At 66.4% G+C, this 13,950-nt stretch carries 14 protein-coding genes; 9 read left to right on the top strand and 5 right to left on the bottom strand.

What is annotated here, in order from left to right; genetic code table 11:
• Together tolR and tolA are read left to right on the top strand one after the other, a co-directional pair.
• Complete coding sequence (tolR, locus tag ACSQ4M_RS13630) at positions 1 to 420, top strand: protein TolR (RefSeq protein WP_436190048.1); 420 nt, start codon at positions 1 to 3, stop codon at positions 418 to 420.
• A gap of 9 nt (positions 421 to 429) precedes the next feature.
• Positions 430 to 1,428, top strand: a complete 999-nt coding sequence (tolA, locus tag ACSQ4M_RS13625; RefSeq protein ID WP_436190047.1) for a cell envelope integrity protein TolA — start codon at positions 430 to 432, stop codon at positions 1,426 to 1,428.
• Between the two features lie 78 nt (positions 1,429 to 1,506).
• Here tolA and acnB read toward each other — a convergent pair whose 3' ends face one another.
• Genes acnB through ACSQ4M_RS13600 form a run of 5 tightly spaced genes read right to left on the bottom strand, consistent with a single transcriptional unit; the run spans position 1,507 to position 7,638 of the window.
• Complete coding sequence (acnB, locus tag ACSQ4M_RS13620) at positions 1,507 to 4,098, bottom strand: bifunctional aconitate hydratase 2/2-methylisocitrate dehydratase (protein ID WP_436190046.1); 2,592 nt, start codon at positions 4,096 to 4,098, stop codon at positions 1,507 to 1,509.
• A gap of 48 nt (positions 4,099 to 4,146) precedes the next feature.
• Positions 4,147 to 4,803, bottom strand: a complete 657-nt coding sequence (locus tag ACSQ4M_RS13615) for a hypothetical protein (RefSeq protein WP_436194007.1) — start codon at positions 4,801 to 4,803, stop codon at positions 4,147 to 4,149.
• A 5-nt stretch (positions 4,804 to 4,808) separates the two neighbouring features.
• The gene (locus ACSQ4M_RS13610) at positions 4,809 to 5,837 is read right to left on the bottom strand and encodes an HpcH/HpaI aldolase/citrate lyase family protein (protein WP_436190045.1); all 1,029 of its coding nucleotides are present in this window, start codon (positions 5,835 to 5,837) and stop codon (positions 4,809 to 4,811) included.
• Positions 5,834 to 6,628 (bottom strand): trans-aconitate 2-methyltransferase, encoded by a 795-nt coding sequence (tam, locus tag ACSQ4M_RS13605; RefSeq protein ID WP_436190044.1) that lies wholly within the window; start codon positions 6,626 to 6,628, stop codon positions 5,834 to 5,836. Before tam ends, ACSQ4M_RS13610 begins: the two co-directional genes overlap by 4 nt.
• 23 nt (positions 6,629 to 6,651) lie before the next feature.
• Positions 6,652 to 7,638, bottom strand: coding sequence for a malate dehydrogenase (locus ACSQ4M_RS13600; RefSeq protein WP_436190043.1), 987 nt, complete (start codon positions 7,636 to 7,638; stop codon positions 6,652 to 6,654).
• Between the two features lie 274 nt (positions 7,639 to 7,912).
• Between ACSQ4M_RS13600 and ACSQ4M_RS13595 the strand changes: the two genes are divergently transcribed.
• The 7 genes from ACSQ4M_RS13595 (at position 7,913) to ACSQ4M_RS13565 (ending at position 13,822) form a co-directional block, all read left to right on the top strand.
• A complete protein-coding gene (locus tag ACSQ4M_RS13595; RefSeq protein WP_436190042.1) occupies positions 7,913 to 8,713 on the top strand; it encodes a GntR family transcriptional regulator in 801 nt (266 codons plus the stop codon).
• A 136-nt stretch (positions 8,714 to 8,849) separates the two neighbouring features.
• Positions 8,850 to 9,296 (top strand): succinate dehydrogenase, cytochrome b556 subunit, encoded by a 447-nt coding sequence (gene sdhC, locus ACSQ4M_RS13590; protein WP_436190041.1) that lies wholly within the window; start codon positions 8,850 to 8,852, stop codon positions 9,294 to 9,296.
• Between the two features lie 23 nt (positions 9,297 to 9,319).
• On the top strand, positions 9,320 to 9,688 hold the full coding sequence (sdhD, locus tag ACSQ4M_RS13585; protein ID WP_436190040.1) for a succinate dehydrogenase, hydrophobic membrane anchor protein: 369 nt from the start codon (positions 9,320 to 9,322) through the stop codon (positions 9,686 to 9,688).
• A 2-nt stretch (positions 9,689 to 9,690) separates the two neighbouring features.
• A complete protein-coding gene (gene sdhA, locus ACSQ4M_RS13580; protein WP_436190039.1) occupies positions 9,691 to 11,496 on the top strand; it encodes a succinate dehydrogenase flavoprotein subunit in 1,806 nt (601 codons plus the stop codon).
• A 14-nt stretch (positions 11,497 to 11,510) separates the two neighbouring features.
• A complete protein-coding gene (locus ACSQ4M_RS13575) occupies positions 11,511 to 12,212 on the top strand; it encodes a succinate dehydrogenase iron-sulfur subunit (protein WP_056672626.1) in 702 nt (233 codons plus the stop codon).
• Positions 12,213 to 12,216: 4 nt separating this feature from the next.
• Positions 12,217 to 12,501 (top strand): succinate dehydrogenase assembly factor 2, encoded by a 285-nt coding sequence (locus ACSQ4M_RS13570; RefSeq protein ID WP_436190038.1) that lies wholly within the window; start codon positions 12,217 to 12,219, stop codon positions 12,499 to 12,501.
• A 10-nt stretch (positions 12,502 to 12,511) separates the two neighbouring features.
• Positions 12,512 to 13,822 (top strand): citrate synthase, encoded by a 1,311-nt coding sequence (locus ACSQ4M_RS13565; protein ID WP_436190037.1) that lies wholly within the window; start codon positions 12,512 to 12,514, stop codon positions 13,820 to 13,822.
• Positions 13,823 to 13,950: the final 128 nt, after the last annotated feature.

The following is a 13,950-nucleotide window of genomic DNA, read 5'->3' as shown; positions in this document are numbered from 1 at the left end:
ATGCCAGGAACGATCTCCCGAGGCCGCGGCCGCCGCACCATGAACGAGATCAACATGGTGCCCTTCATCGACGTGATGCTGGTGCTGCTGATCATCTTCATGGTCACGGCGCCCATGGTCACGCCCAGCCTGATCGACCTGCCCAGCGTGGGCAAGGCCGGGCGCCAGCCTGACAAAATCATCCAGGTCGTCATCAACAAAGACGAGCGGCTGGAGGTCAAGGGCGGTGACGGCAGCCAGCAGGTCTCGCAGCGCGAACTGGCGGCCGCCGTCAAGCGCGCGCAGGGCGACGACACCAATGCACCTGTCGTGATCAGTGCCGACCGCAACGTGAAGTACGAGACCGTGGTCAAGGCCATGGACGCGCTGCAGCGCGCCGGCGTCGCGCGGGTGGGCCTGTCGGTGCAACTCGGCCAGTAAGCGAGGGCTATGGCCACCTTGACCCACGCCGCGCTGGACCCGTCCAGCCTCGCACCACCGCAACAGGGCGGCCTGCTGCGCTCCGTCGGCCTGGCGCTGGTGGCGCATGCGCTGCTGATCGCCGCGCTGACCTGGGGCGTGAACTGGAAGTCGCAGGAAACCCCGGCGGTGGAAGCCGAGATCTGGTCGTCCGTGCGCCAGCAGGCGGCGCCGCGTGCCGTCGAACCGCCGGCCGTGCAGCCCGAGCCCGAACCGCCCAAGCCCCAACCCAAGGTCGAGCCGCCGCCGACGCCACCAGCACCGCCAAAGGCCGCCCCGCCGCCCGACACCAGCGTGCGCGACGCGCAGATCGCGCTGGAGCGCGAGAAGCAGGAACGCGAGCGCAAGGAGCGCGAGCGCGAGCTGGTCGAGCGGCGCGAGCAGCAGAAGAAGGCCGCAGCCGAGAAGCAGCGCCAGGAAGACCTGGCCGAGGCCAAGCGTGAAGCCCTGCAGAAGGCCGAAGCGCAGAAGAAACTCGAAGCCCAGAAGAAGGCAGAGGCACAGAAAAAGGCCGACGCCGAAGAACGCAAGGCGGCCGAGGCAGCCGAAGCCAAGCGCAAGCAGCAACAGGCAGCGGCGAAGGCGGCCGACGAGAAGGCCGCCGAGGCCCGCCGCCAGGAAAACATCCGCCGCATGCAAGGCATGGCTGGCGCCAGCGGCGGCGCCACGGCCACCGGCAGCGCGCTGCAGTCCTCTGGCCCCTCGGCCAGCTACGGTGCGCGCGTGGCGGCACGCGTGCGGCCCAACATCGTGTTTCCCGACAGCGTGCAGGGCAACCCGAGCGCCGAGGTCGAGGTGCGCAGCGCACCCGACGGCACCATCGTCGGCAAGCGCCTCACCAAGTCCAGCGGCAACAAGGCATGGGACGACGCCGTACTGCGCGCCATCGAGAAGACCGAAACCATGCCGCGCGACACCGACGGCCGCGTGCCCGGGCTCATGACCATCAGCTTCCGGCCCAAGGAATAAGGCTCCTTCGTCTACCAAAGAAAAAGCCCGCGATGCGGGCTTTCTCTTTGGGCGCGGGCAGTGCACCCGCTGGAAAGATCAGGCCGGAACCTTGTCCGCCACGTCCGTGTAGTCCTGGATCTTGTCGAAGTTCAGGTACTGGTAGATCTGGCCGCTGGCGGCCGTCAGCACGCCCATGTCGGCCAGGTACTCTTCCTTGGTCGGAATGCGGCCCAGCTTGGAGCAGATCGAGGCCAGTTCGGCCGAGCCCAGGTACACGAAGGTGTTCTTGCCCAGACGGTTCGGGAAATTGCGGGTACTGGTCGACATGACGGTCGCACCTTCGCGCACCTGGGCCTGGTTGCCCATGCACAGCGAGCAGCCCGGCATCTCGGTGCGGGCGCCGGCATTGCCGAACACGCCGTAATGGCCTTCCTCGGTCAGCTGGTGCGCGTCCATCTTGGTCGGCGGTGCGATCCACAGCTTGACCGGGATGTCGCGCTTGCCTTCGAGCAACTTGGAAGCGGCGCGGAAGTGGCCGATGTTGGTCATGCACGAGCCGATGAACACCTCGTCGATCTTGGCGCCGGCCACGTCGGACAGCGTCTTCACGTCGTCCGGGTCGTTCGGGCAGGCCACGATGGGCTCGTGGATGTCCGCGAGGTCGATCTCGATCACGGCGGCGTACTCGGCGTCGGCATCGCCCTTGAGCAGCTGCTGGTCCTTGAGCCAGGCTTCCTGCGCGGCGATGCGGCGTGCCAGCGTGCGCGCGTCGGCATAGCCCTCGGCGATCATCCACTTCATCAGCGTGATGTTGCTGTTGATGTACTCGGCGATGGGCTCCTTGTTCAGGTGCACCGTGCAGCCGGCGGCCGAACGCTCGGCCGAGGCGTCGGACAGTTCGAAGGCTTGCTCGACCTTCAGGTCCGGCAGGCCTTCGATCTCGAGGATGCGGCCCGAGAAGATGTTCTTCTTGCCCTTCTTCTCGACCGTCAGCAGACCTTGCTTGATGGCGTACAGCGGGATCGCGTTGACCAGGTCACGCAAGGTCACGCCGGGCTGCATCTTGCCCTTGAACTTGACGAGCACGGACTCGGGCATGTCCAGCGGCATCACGCCGGTGGCGGCCGCGAAGGCCACCAGGCCGGAGCCGGCCGGGAAGCTGATGCCGATCGGGAAACGCGTGTGCGAGTCGCCGCCCGTGCCCACGGTGTCGGGCGTCAGCAGGCGGTTCAGCCAGCTGTGGATCACGCCGTCGCCCGGGCGCAGCGAGATACCGCCGCGCGTGCTGATGAAGTCGGGCAGCTCGTGGTGCATCTTCACGTCCACCTTCTTGGGATAGGCGGCCGTGTGGCAGAACGATTGCATGACCAGGTCGGCCGAGAAGCCCAGGCAGGCCAGGTCCTTCAGCTCGTCGCGCGTCATGGGGCCGGTCGTGTCCTGCGAGCCGACCGAGGTCATCTTGGGTTCGCAGTAGGTGCCCGGGCGCACGCCCTGGCCTTCCGGCAGGCCGCAGGCGCGGCCGACCATCTTCTGCGCCAGCGAGAAGCCCTTGCCGGAATCGACCGGAGCCTGCGGCAGGCGGAACAGCGTGGACGCCGGCAGGCCCAGGGCTTCGCGCGCCTTGGACGTCAGGCCGCGGCCGATGATCAGCGGAATGCGGCCGCCGGCGCGCACTTCGTCGAACAGCACCTCGCTCTTGACCTTGAACTCGGCGATAACCTGGCCGTCCTTGAGCGCCTTGCCCTCGTAGGGGCGCAGCTCGACGGTGTCGCCCATGTTCATCTGGTCCACGTTCAGCTCGATCGGCAGCGAGCCGGCGTCTTCCATGGTGTTGTAGAAGATCGGGGCGATCTTCGTGCCCAGGCAGATGCCGCCGAACTTCTTGTTCGGGATGAAGGGGATGTCGTCACCGGTGAACCACAGCACCGAGTTGGTGGCGGACTTGCGCGAGGAGCCGGTGCCGACCACGTCGCCCACATAGGCCACGGGCAGGCCGCGCGCCACGAGCTCCTCGATGTACTTGACCGGGCCGCGCTTGCCGTCTTCCTCGGGTACGAAGGCTGCGCCTTCGCGCTTGTTCTTGAGCATGGCCAGCGCGTGCATCGGAATGTCCGGGCGCGTGGTGGCGTCGGGCGCGGGCGACAGGTCGTCGGTATTGGTCTCGCCCGGCACCTTGAACACCGTGAAGGTGATGCTCTGCGGCACTTCCGGGCGACCCGTGAACCACTCGGCATCGGCCCAGCTTTGCAGCACGGCCTTGGCATTGGCGTTGCCGGCGTCAGCCAGTTCCTTGACGTCGTGGAACTGGTCGAACATCAGCAGCGTCTTCTTGAGGCCGTCGGCGGCCACGGTGCCGACCTCGGCGTCCTTGAGCAGGTCGACCATGGGGCCGATGTTGTAGCCGCCCAGCATCGTGCCCAGCAGCTCGGTGGCCTTGGCGCGCGAGATCAGCGGGCTCTTCTCGGTGCCGTGCGCCACGGCCGCCAGGTAGCTGGCCTTGACCTTGGCGGCGTCGTCCACACCGGCCGGCACGCGGTTGGTGATCAGGTTCAGCAGGAACGCCTCCTCGCCCGCGGGCGGTGCCTTCAGCAGCTCGATGAGCTCGGCCGTCTGCTTCGCCGACAAGGGCAGCGGCGGGATGCCGAGCGCGGCGCGCTCGGCAACATGTTCACGGTAGGCTTGCAACATGGCGTTCTTCTCCGGTTCTGGGATGTGGGGAAAGGGGTGCGCGCGCGGTCAGCGGTTGGCCGCCGGCTGCGCAGCAACGGCCGTGCCAGCGGGCAGTTGGGCCGGTGCCGGCGCGGCGTCGAGCACGCTGGGCGGCGGTGTGAGCTTGAACTGCTCGGCCACGGCCACCTGCTGCGGGCTCTTGCATTCGTCGGCCATGCGTTGACCGAGCTTGTGGTTCATGAGCATGGACTTGTTGGCCAGCTGCAGCCAGACGGCGCCGGAATGCGCGTCTTCCAGGCGGATGGCGCCGGTGGTGGTGGCCACAGGAATCAGGCGGTAGCGCGTCTTGGCGATCTGCAGGTCGAAGTAGCCCGGCTTGGCAGCATCGGCCGTCAGCTGCACGGTGTTGCCCAGTTCGCAGGGCAGCGCACCGACGTGCACACGTTCGGCGATCGCCAGCTCGGCGGCGCCCAGCACGGCTTCGGTGGCGGGCGCGTGTGCAGCCAGTTGGTCCACGTCGAGCTTGCCCTTGGCAGGCGCGGGCTTCTTGGCGGTGGTCGTCTTGGCCGTGTTCGTCTTGGTGCTGCTGGCGGGCGCCTTGGCCGCGGTGCTCTTGGCGGCCGGCTTGGCCGCCGCCTTCGCAGGCGCCTTGGCGGCGTCGCTCTGGGCCAATGCAACACCGGCCGAGGCGGCCAGAACCAGGGTCAACAGCGTGGACTTCATCATGCTCATGCCTCCTTGGCCGGCGCGGTCTGGGCCGGATGGTCGGAAAAATAGGAATGCATTTCGGCAGGCAGGGGCCGGCCGGTCTGGTGTGCACGTTCCAGCACCTGCCAGAAGTAGCGGTAGCTGGCACGGTCGTGCAACTGCTTCTCGAACGCGACAGGTGCCCAGTCGGCCGACACCGCGGCCTGGATCAGGCGGCTCGCGGTATCGATCTCTTCGGCGCTGGGGGCCAGTGCCTCGACGATGGGACGGATCTGCGCGGGGTGGATGCTCCACATGCGCGTGTAGCCGAACTCGCGCGCGGCGCGGCGGGCGGCCGCGCGCATCGCGTCGGCGTCGCTGAACTCGGTGACCACACAGTGCGAGGGCACCTTGCCATGTGCGTGGCAAGCCGAGGCGATCTCGAGCTTGGCACGCACCACCAGCGGATGCGTGAACTGGCCCTGGGCGCTCATGCCCTCGGCCGGGATCGCGCCCGCATGGGCAGAAACGAAGTCCATGAGCCCGAAGCTGATGGACTGCACGCGCGGATGCGCGGCGATGTCGAAGGCGCGGTGCACGGCGCCGGGCGATTCGACGAGCACCTGCAGCGGCAGGTCGGCGGCACCGGCAGCCAGCAAGGCGCGCTCGGCCCGTTCGACGTCCTGCACGCTCTCGACCTTGGGCACCATGATGTGGGCCAGCCGGCCGCCGGCCTGGCCGGCGATGGCCGCCATGTCGGCTTCGAAGGAAGGATGGTCCACCGGGTGCACGCGCACGGCCACGCGGGCACGCGGGTCGGCGGCCTGCGCGAGGGCGACGACCAGCGCGGCGTGGTCGGCTTCGCCGCCGATGGGGGCGCCATCTTCGCAGTCCAGCGTCACGTCGAACACGCAGGCGCCGAACTCCTCGATCATCTCGGCCTGCAGCGTCAGGCTCTTGCGCATGCGCAGCTCGACGCCGCTGTAGTGGTCGCACACCGGCAGCACGATCTGGCCGGCGTGCGCGCCCAGCAGCACGTCGCGTGGATGGGCGGGGTTCGAACGGGTCATGGCGCGGAGTCTTCGGCCTTGCGGGCCACGAGAAACAAGCGCGGGAAGGCCAGCAGGCGCTGGCCGTCTGCGCGCAGCGGATAGGCCGCGTCGATGCGGCGTTCGTACTCGGCCAGGAAGCCGGCCCGTTGCGCATCGGACAGCCGGTCGACGAAGGGACGCAGGCCGGTGCCGCGCAGCCACTCGACGATGGCGGCAGGGGCGGCCATGCGATGCTGGTAGATGGTGTGCCAGACATCGACCTCGGCCGCCAACGGCGCCAGCAGGTCGTAGTAGCGGCCGATGCCCAGCAACGGCGTGCGCAGGCGCTCGGCATCGCCGATCTGCGTGGCCCAGGCCGGGTCGCGCGCCACTTCGCGCATCAGGCGGTGCGAGGGCTCCTGCCAGTTGTCGGGCATCTGGATCGCCAGCACGCCCCCCGGAGCCAGCAGCCCAAACAACCTAGGCAGCAGTTCGGCGTGATCCGGCACCCACTGCAGCGAGGCGTTGGCAAACAGCAGGTCGGGCGCCTCGCCCGGGGCGGGCGTCCAGCTGGCGATGTCGGATTCGATGAATTCAGCGCTGGGCAGCCGCTCGCGCGCGCTGACCAGCATGGACGCGGAGTTGTCGACGCCGACCACCCGCGCCTGCGGAAAACGCTTGACCAGCAATTCGGTGGAGTTGCCCGGGCCGCAGCCCAGGTCCACCGTGAACGTCGCACGTCCCAAAGGCACACGGGCCAGCAACTCGGCCGCCGGGCGCGTGCGCTCGTCCTCGAAGCGACGGTACAGCGCGGGGTTCCAGTCGGCCATGGGAGCGTGCGAACGTCCGTGGATCAGAGCAGGTGGGCGACGCCGGCCTGCTCGTCCTGCAGTTCCTTCAGCGTCTTGTTGATGCGCTCCTGGCTGAACGCGTCGATCTCCAGGCCCTCGACCAGCTTGTACTCGCCGTTCTCGCAGGTGACGGGGAAACCGAACATCACGTCCTTCGGAATGCCGTACTGGCCGTCCGACGGGATGCCCATGGTGACCCACTTGCCGTTGGTGCCCAGAGCCCAGTCGCGCATGTGGTCGATGGCGGCGTTGGCGGCCGAGGCAGCCGACGACAGGCCGCGGGCTTCGATGATGGCGGCGCCACGCTTGCCGACGGTGGGCAGGAAGGTGTCGGCGTTCCAGACCTGGTCGTTGATCATCTTGGCCACGCTCTCGCCCTTGATCGTGGCGAAACGGTAGTCGGCGTACATCGTGGGCGAGTGGTTGCCCCAGACGGTCAGCTTCTCGATGTCGGCCACGGGCTTGCCGGTCTTGGCGGCCAGCTGGCTGGCAGCGCGGTTGTGGTCCAGGCGCAGCATGGCGGTGAAGTTCTTGCGCGGCAGGTCCGGCGCGCTCTTCATGGCAATGTAGGCATTGGTGTTGGCCGGGTTGCCGACCACCAGCACCTTGACGTTGCGGCTGGCGACGGCGTTCAGCGCCTTGCCCTGGGCCGTGAAGATGGCGCCGTTCACGGCCAGCAGCTCGGCACGTTCCATGCCGGGGCCACGCGGACGCGAGCCGACCAGCAGCGCGTAGTCGGTGTCCTTGAACGCGGTCATCGGGTCGCTGTGGGCCTCGATGCCGACCAGCAGCGGGAACGCGCAGTCGTCCAGCTCCATGATCACGCCCTTGAGCGCCTTCTGGGCCTTCTCGTCCGGGATCTCCAGCAATTGCAGGATCACCGGCTGGTCCTTGCCCAGCATTTCGCCCGACGCGATGCGGAACAGAAGGGCGTAACCGATTTGACCAGCTGCACCAGTGACGGCCACGCGGACAGGCTTTTTGCTCATGAGGAAGGCTCCGGAAAGGAAGGAGGGAGAAACACCCCCGCCCAGGCGACGGAACATCGAGCGCACAGGCCCGGGGGACAGCCCTAGAGTTTACCCGTGTTCCATGAAAGTGGTCAATTTGTCTTATGTCTTATATAAGATAAGATTGACTACCCCGCAGCCGCACGCTGCGGCGCCGCGTGCGCGGGCATGGAAGGCTGGCGGCGACGCCGGCCGTCCGCGCGTCACCCAACCCCGCCAGGCGTTCCGACTCCCGGCACCCGCCCCAAGTTCCATGCCCGCACCCATCCCTGGCAACGCCGCAGAGCCATCCCTGGACACGGGTCCGAACGCCACACCGGCCTTCAGCCCGCTGTACCAGCAGATCAAGGGCCTGATCCTGCAGCGCCTGCAGGCCGGCGAGTGGAAGCCCGGGGAGCTGATCCCGAGCGAGATCGAGCTGGCCGCCCGCTTCCGCGTGAGCCAGGGCACGGTGCGCAAGGCGGTCGACGAACTGGCCGGCGAGAACCTGCTGGTGCGGCGCCAGGGCAAGGGCACCTTCGTCGCGACGCACACCGAGCAGCATGTGCGCTACCGCTTCTTGAAGCTCGTGCCCGACGACGGCGACGTGGACCGCGAAGGCCCGGCGCAGCGCAGCTTCCTCGAATGCAAACGCACCCGCGCCAACGCCGAGATCGCGCGCGCGCTCGGCCTGCGCAGCGGCGACGCGGTGATGCAGGTGCGCCGCGTGCTCTCCTTCGCCGCCGATGGCGGCACGCAGACACCAACCATCCTCGAAGACCTGTGGCTGCCAGGCGGCCCCTTCAAGGGCCTCACGGCCGAGCGCATGGCGGGCTTTCGCGGGCCCACCTACGCGCTGTTCGAAACCGAGTTCGGCGTGCGCATGGTGCGTGCCGAAGAGAAGATCCGCGCCGTACTGCCCGACGCCGACCAGGCCGCCATCCTGCAGGTCGCACCCGCCACGCCGCTGCTCAGCGTAGAGCGCGTGGCCTACACCTACAACGACACGCCGATGGAGCTGCGGCGCGGCCTCTACCGCACCGACACGCACCACTACCGCAACGATCTGAGCTGACATTCGCGCAGCGCCAGACGCATGTGCGACTGGCTTTGCAACGCTTCGTCGCGTTTGCCCTGTTGCATTGCAATAGAATTTTGGGCTAACCGCCGCGACACAATTACAAGGCAGTTACATCCACGAAAGCGCATTCATGACAGAAGCCGCCTCCTCAGCACGACCCAAACGCCCCGAGTTCCGCAACATCAACGCCCTCACCGACCTGCCGACCTACCGGCTGCCGGCTGCGGGCTGGGTGTCCATCCTGCACCGCGCCAGCGGGGTGCTGATGTTCCTGTTGATGCCCTTCATCATCTGGATGTTCGACACCTCGGTCACGTCCGAACTGTCGTTCGCGCGTTTCAAGGCCGCGTTCAACACCGGCCTGGGCTTCGCACCAGGCTGGTTCCTCAAGCTGGTGGTGCTGGCGCTGATGTGGGCCTACCTGCACCACTTCATCGCGGGCCTGCGTCACCTGTGGATGGACGTGAGTCACAACGCCGTGAACAAGCAGTTCGGCAAGACCTCGGCCGTTACCGTGCTGGCGCTGAGCCTGGGCCTCACGCTGGTGCTGGGTCTGAAGCTGTTCGGCGTTTACTGATCACAACAAGGAAAAGTCTCCCCATGGCTGTCAACTACGGATCCAAACGCATCGTCGTCGGTGCGCACTATGGCCTGCGCGACTGGCTGGCGCAGCGCGTCACCGGCGTGCTCATGGCGCTGTTCACGGTCATCGTGCTCGCGCAACTGATGCTGACCAAGGGCCCCATCGGCTACGACCTGTGGTCCGGCATCTTCTCTGCCCAATGGATGAAGGTGCTGACCTTCTCCGTGATCATCGCCCTGCTCTACCACGTGTGGGTGGGCATGCGCGACGTGTTGATGGACTACATCACCGCAGCAGTCTGGCTCCGTCTCGTGCTCCAGATTTTCACCATCGTCTGGCTGGTCGGCTGTGCCGGCTGGGCCATCCAAGTCATCTGGAGACTGTGAGCATGAGCTACACCAAGAAGAACATCAACAAACGCAAGTTCGACGTCGTCATCGTCGGCGCCGGCGGCTCCGGCATGCGCGCCGCGCTCGAACTCTCGCGCGCCGGCCTGTCGGTCGCCTCGCTGTCCAAGGTCTTCCCGACGCGTTCGCACACGGTGGCGGCGCAAGGCGGCGTGTCCGCCTCGCTGGGCAACATGTCTGAGGACAACTGGCACTACCACTTCTACGACACCATCAAGGGCTCCGATTGGCTGGGCGACCAGGACGCCATCGAGTTCATGTGCCGTGAAGCCCCGAAGGTCGTGATCGAGCTCGAGCACTTCGGCATGCCGTTCGACCGCAACCCGGACGGCACGATCTACCAGCGCCCGTTCGGCGGCCACACCGCCAACTACGGCGAAAAGCCCGTGCAACGCGCCTGCGCCGCAGCCGACCGCACCGGCCACGCCATGCTGCACACGCTGTACCAGCAGAACGTCAAGGCCAAGACCAACTTCTTCGTCGAGTGGATGGCACTGGACCTGATCCGCGACGAAAGCGGCGACGTGGTCGGCGTGACCGCACTCGAACTGGAAACCGGTGAGCTCTACGCGCTGCAGGCCAAGGCCGTTCTGCTGGCCACCGGCGGCGCCGGCCGCATCTTCGCGGCATCGACCAACGCCTTCATCAACACCGGCGACGGCCTGGGCATGGCGGCACGCGCCGGCATCCCGCTGCAGGACATGGAGTTCTGGCAGTTCCACCCGACCGGCGTGGCCGGCGCCGGCGTGCTGCTGACCGAAGGCTGCCGCGGCGAAGGCGCGATCCTGCTGAACAGCAACGGCGAGCGCTTCATGGAGCGCTATGCGCCCACGCTGAAGGACCTGGCGCCGCGCGACTTCGTCTCGCGCTCCATGGACCAGGAGATCAAGGAAGGTCGTGGCTGCGGTCCCAACAAGGACTACATCCTGATGAAGCTGGACCACCTGGGCGCCGACACCATCCGCAAGCGCCTGCCCTCGGTGGAAGAGATCGGCCACAACTTCGCCAACGTCGACATCACCAAGGAACCGATCCCTGTGGTGCCGACCATCCACTACCAGATGGGTGGCATCCCGACCAACATCAACGGCCAGGTCGTCACGCACGACGGCCAGCAGAACAACGTCGTCAACGGCCTGTACGCGGTCGGCGAATGCTCCTGCGTGTCGGTGCACGGCGCCAACCGCCTGGGCACGAACTCTCTGCTCGACCTGCTGGTGTTCGGCAAGTCGGCCGGCAAGCACATCGTCGACTTCATCCGAGGCAGCGGCGAGCACAAGCCACTGCCGGCCGATGCGGGCGACAAGACCCTGGCGCGCCTGAACCAGCTGCAGGAGTCCACCGGCGGCGCCTACGCCCAGGACGTGGCCAACGACATCCGCAGCACCATGCAGCAGCACGCCGGCGTGTTCCGCACGCAGGCCAGCATGGACGAAGGCGTGACCAAGGTCAACGCCATCCGTGACCGCGTCTCCGGCGTCACGCTGAAGGACAAGTCCATGGTCTGGAACACGGCCCGCATGGAAGCCCTGGAAGTCGACAACCTGATCGAAGTCGCCCAGGCCACCATGACCTCGGCCGCCGCCCGCAAGGAATGCCGCGGCGCCCACACCGTCTACGACTACGAGCACCCGGCCGACCACGCCGAGTTCCCGCTGGGCCGCAACGACAAGGAATGGATGAAGCACACGCTGTGGCACAGCGAAGGCAACAACCTGACCTACAAGCCGGTCAACCTGAAGCCCCTGACGGTCGATTCGATCCCGCCCAAGGTCCGTACGTTCTAACAAGGTCCCACACGATGAAGCGCACATTCCAGATCTACCGCTACGACCCGGACAAGGACGCCAAGCCCTACATGCAGACCGTCGAGATCGAACTCGACGGCAGCGAGCGCATGCTGCTGGACGCCCTGGTCAAGCTCAAGCAACAGGATCCGACCATCTCGTTCCGCCGCTCCTGCCGCGAAGGCGTCTGCGGCTCGGACGCGATGAACATCAACGGCAAGAACGGCCTGGCCTGCCTGACCAACATGAACACGCTGAAGGACCCCGTGGTCCTGAAGCCGCTGCCCGGCCTGCCCGTGATCCGCGACCTGATCGTGGACATGACGCAGTTCTTCAAGCAGTACCACTCGATCAAGCCCTACCTCATCACCGAGAGCCTGGCACCCGACAAGGAACGCCTGCAATCGCCCGAGGAGCGCGAGGAACTGAACGGCCTGTACGAGTGCATCCTGTGCGCGAGCTGTTCCACGAGCTGCCCGAGCTTCTGGTGGAACCCGGACAAGTTCGTCGGCCCGGCCGGCCTGCTGCAGGCCTACCGTTTCATCGCCGACAGCCGCGACGAAGCCACGGCCGAGCGCCTGGACAACCTGGAAGACCCGTACCGCCTGTTCCGCTGCCACACGATCATGAACTGCGTGGACGTGTGCCCCAAGCACCTGAACCCGACCAAGGCCATCGGGAAGATCAAGGAGATGATGGTGCTTCGCACCGTCTGATGCCGTGGCCCAAGCGCAGGAAGTCCTCGACGAACGCGCGCTGGCGATGCTGCGCTGGCGCTGCCGGCGCGGCCTGCTGGAGAACGATCTGTTCCTGGAACGATTCTTCGAACGCCACGGTCCAAATGTCACTGCGGCACAGGCCGACGCCCTGTCGCAATTGATGGAATTGGGAGACCACGACCTGCTCGACCTGCAACTGGCACGCAAGACGCTGGAACAGGTCAGTCCTGCGCTGGACAACGCCGAGACGCGCGCTGTCCTGAATCTGTTACGAGAAAACCGCTGAAAGGGTGAACATGAAACTAGCCGAAAACAAAGCCACGCTGTCGTTCAGCAATGGCAGTCCGAGCGTTGAGTTGCCTGTGTACCAGGGCAACGTCGGTCCGGATGTCGTGGACATCCGCAAGCTCTACGCGCAAACCGGAATGTTCACCTACGACCCGGGCTTCCTGTCCACGGCGTCGTGCCAGTCCGCCATCACCTACATCGACGGCGACAAGGGCGAACTGCTGTACCGCGGCTACCCGATCGAGCAGCTGGCCACCAACTGCGACTTCCTGGAAACCTGCCACCTGCTGCTGTACGGCGAGCTGCCGAACACGGAGGAAAAGGGCAAGTTCACCAAGCTCGTGACCAACCACACCATGGTCAACGAGCAGATGCAGTTCTTCCTGCGTGGCTTCCGCCGTGATGCGCACCCGATGGCCATCATGACCGGTCTGGTCGGCGCCCTGTCGGCCTTCTACCACGACAGCACGGACATCAACAATCCGGAGCACCGCAACATCTCCGCGATCCGCCTGATCGCCAAGATGCCGACGCTGGTCGCGATGGCCTACAAGTACACCATCGGCCAGCCGTACATGTACCCGCGCAACGACCTCAGCTATGCAGGCAACTTCCTGCACATGATGTTCGCCACGCCCTGCGAGGAGTACAAGGTCAGCCCGGTGCTCGAGCGCGCGCTGGACCGCATCTTCATCCTGCACGCCGACCACGAGCAGAACGCCTCCACCTCCACGGTGCGCCTGTGCGGCTCCTCGGGCACCAACCCGTTCGCCGCCATTGCCGCCGGTGTCGCCTGCCTGTGGGGCCCTGCCCACGGCGGTGCCAACGAGGCCGCGCTGAACATGCTCTATGACATCCAGCGCGAAGGCGGTGTCGAGAAGATCGGCGAGTTCATCAAGAAGGTCAAGGACAAGAACTCCAGCGTCAAGCTGATGGGCTTCGGCCACCGGGTCTACAAGAACTACGACCCGCGCGCCAAGCTCATGCAGGAAACCTGCAACGAGGTGCTGACCGAGCTGGGCCTGGAGAAAGACCCGCTGTTCAAGCTGGCCAAGGAGCTGGAGAAGATCGCCCTGGAAGACGAGTACTTCGTCTCGCGCAAGCTGTATCCGAACGTGGACTTCTACTCGGGCATCGTGCAGCGCGCCATCGGCATCCCGGTGCCGCTGTTCACGGCCATCTTCGCGCTGGCCCGCACGGTTGGCTGGATCGCCCAGCTGAACGAAATGATCGGCGACCCCGAGTACAAGATCGGCCGGCCGCGCCAGCTGTTCACGGGTTCCGTCAAGCGCGACGTGCAGCCGCTCGCCAAGCGCTGATAGCCGCTCGCCTTCAGGCGCTGAGCCCTGCCGGCCCCCTGGCCCGCGGGGCTTTTTCTCGTCCACGGCCGGCAGGAGGGGCATCGTGATCCGCGATGCCATGCGCACGAAAACCGTAGGAAAATGGC

Source organism: Pseudorhodoferax sp. LjRoot39 (assembly GCF_964253035.1).
Taxonomy (GTDB): Bacteria; Pseudomonadota; Gammaproteobacteria; order Burkholderiales; family Burkholderiaceae_C; genus Pseudorhodoferax.
Note: the sequence above shows the minus strand (reverse complement) of the source record. Positions and strands in the feature narration are given on the sequence as shown.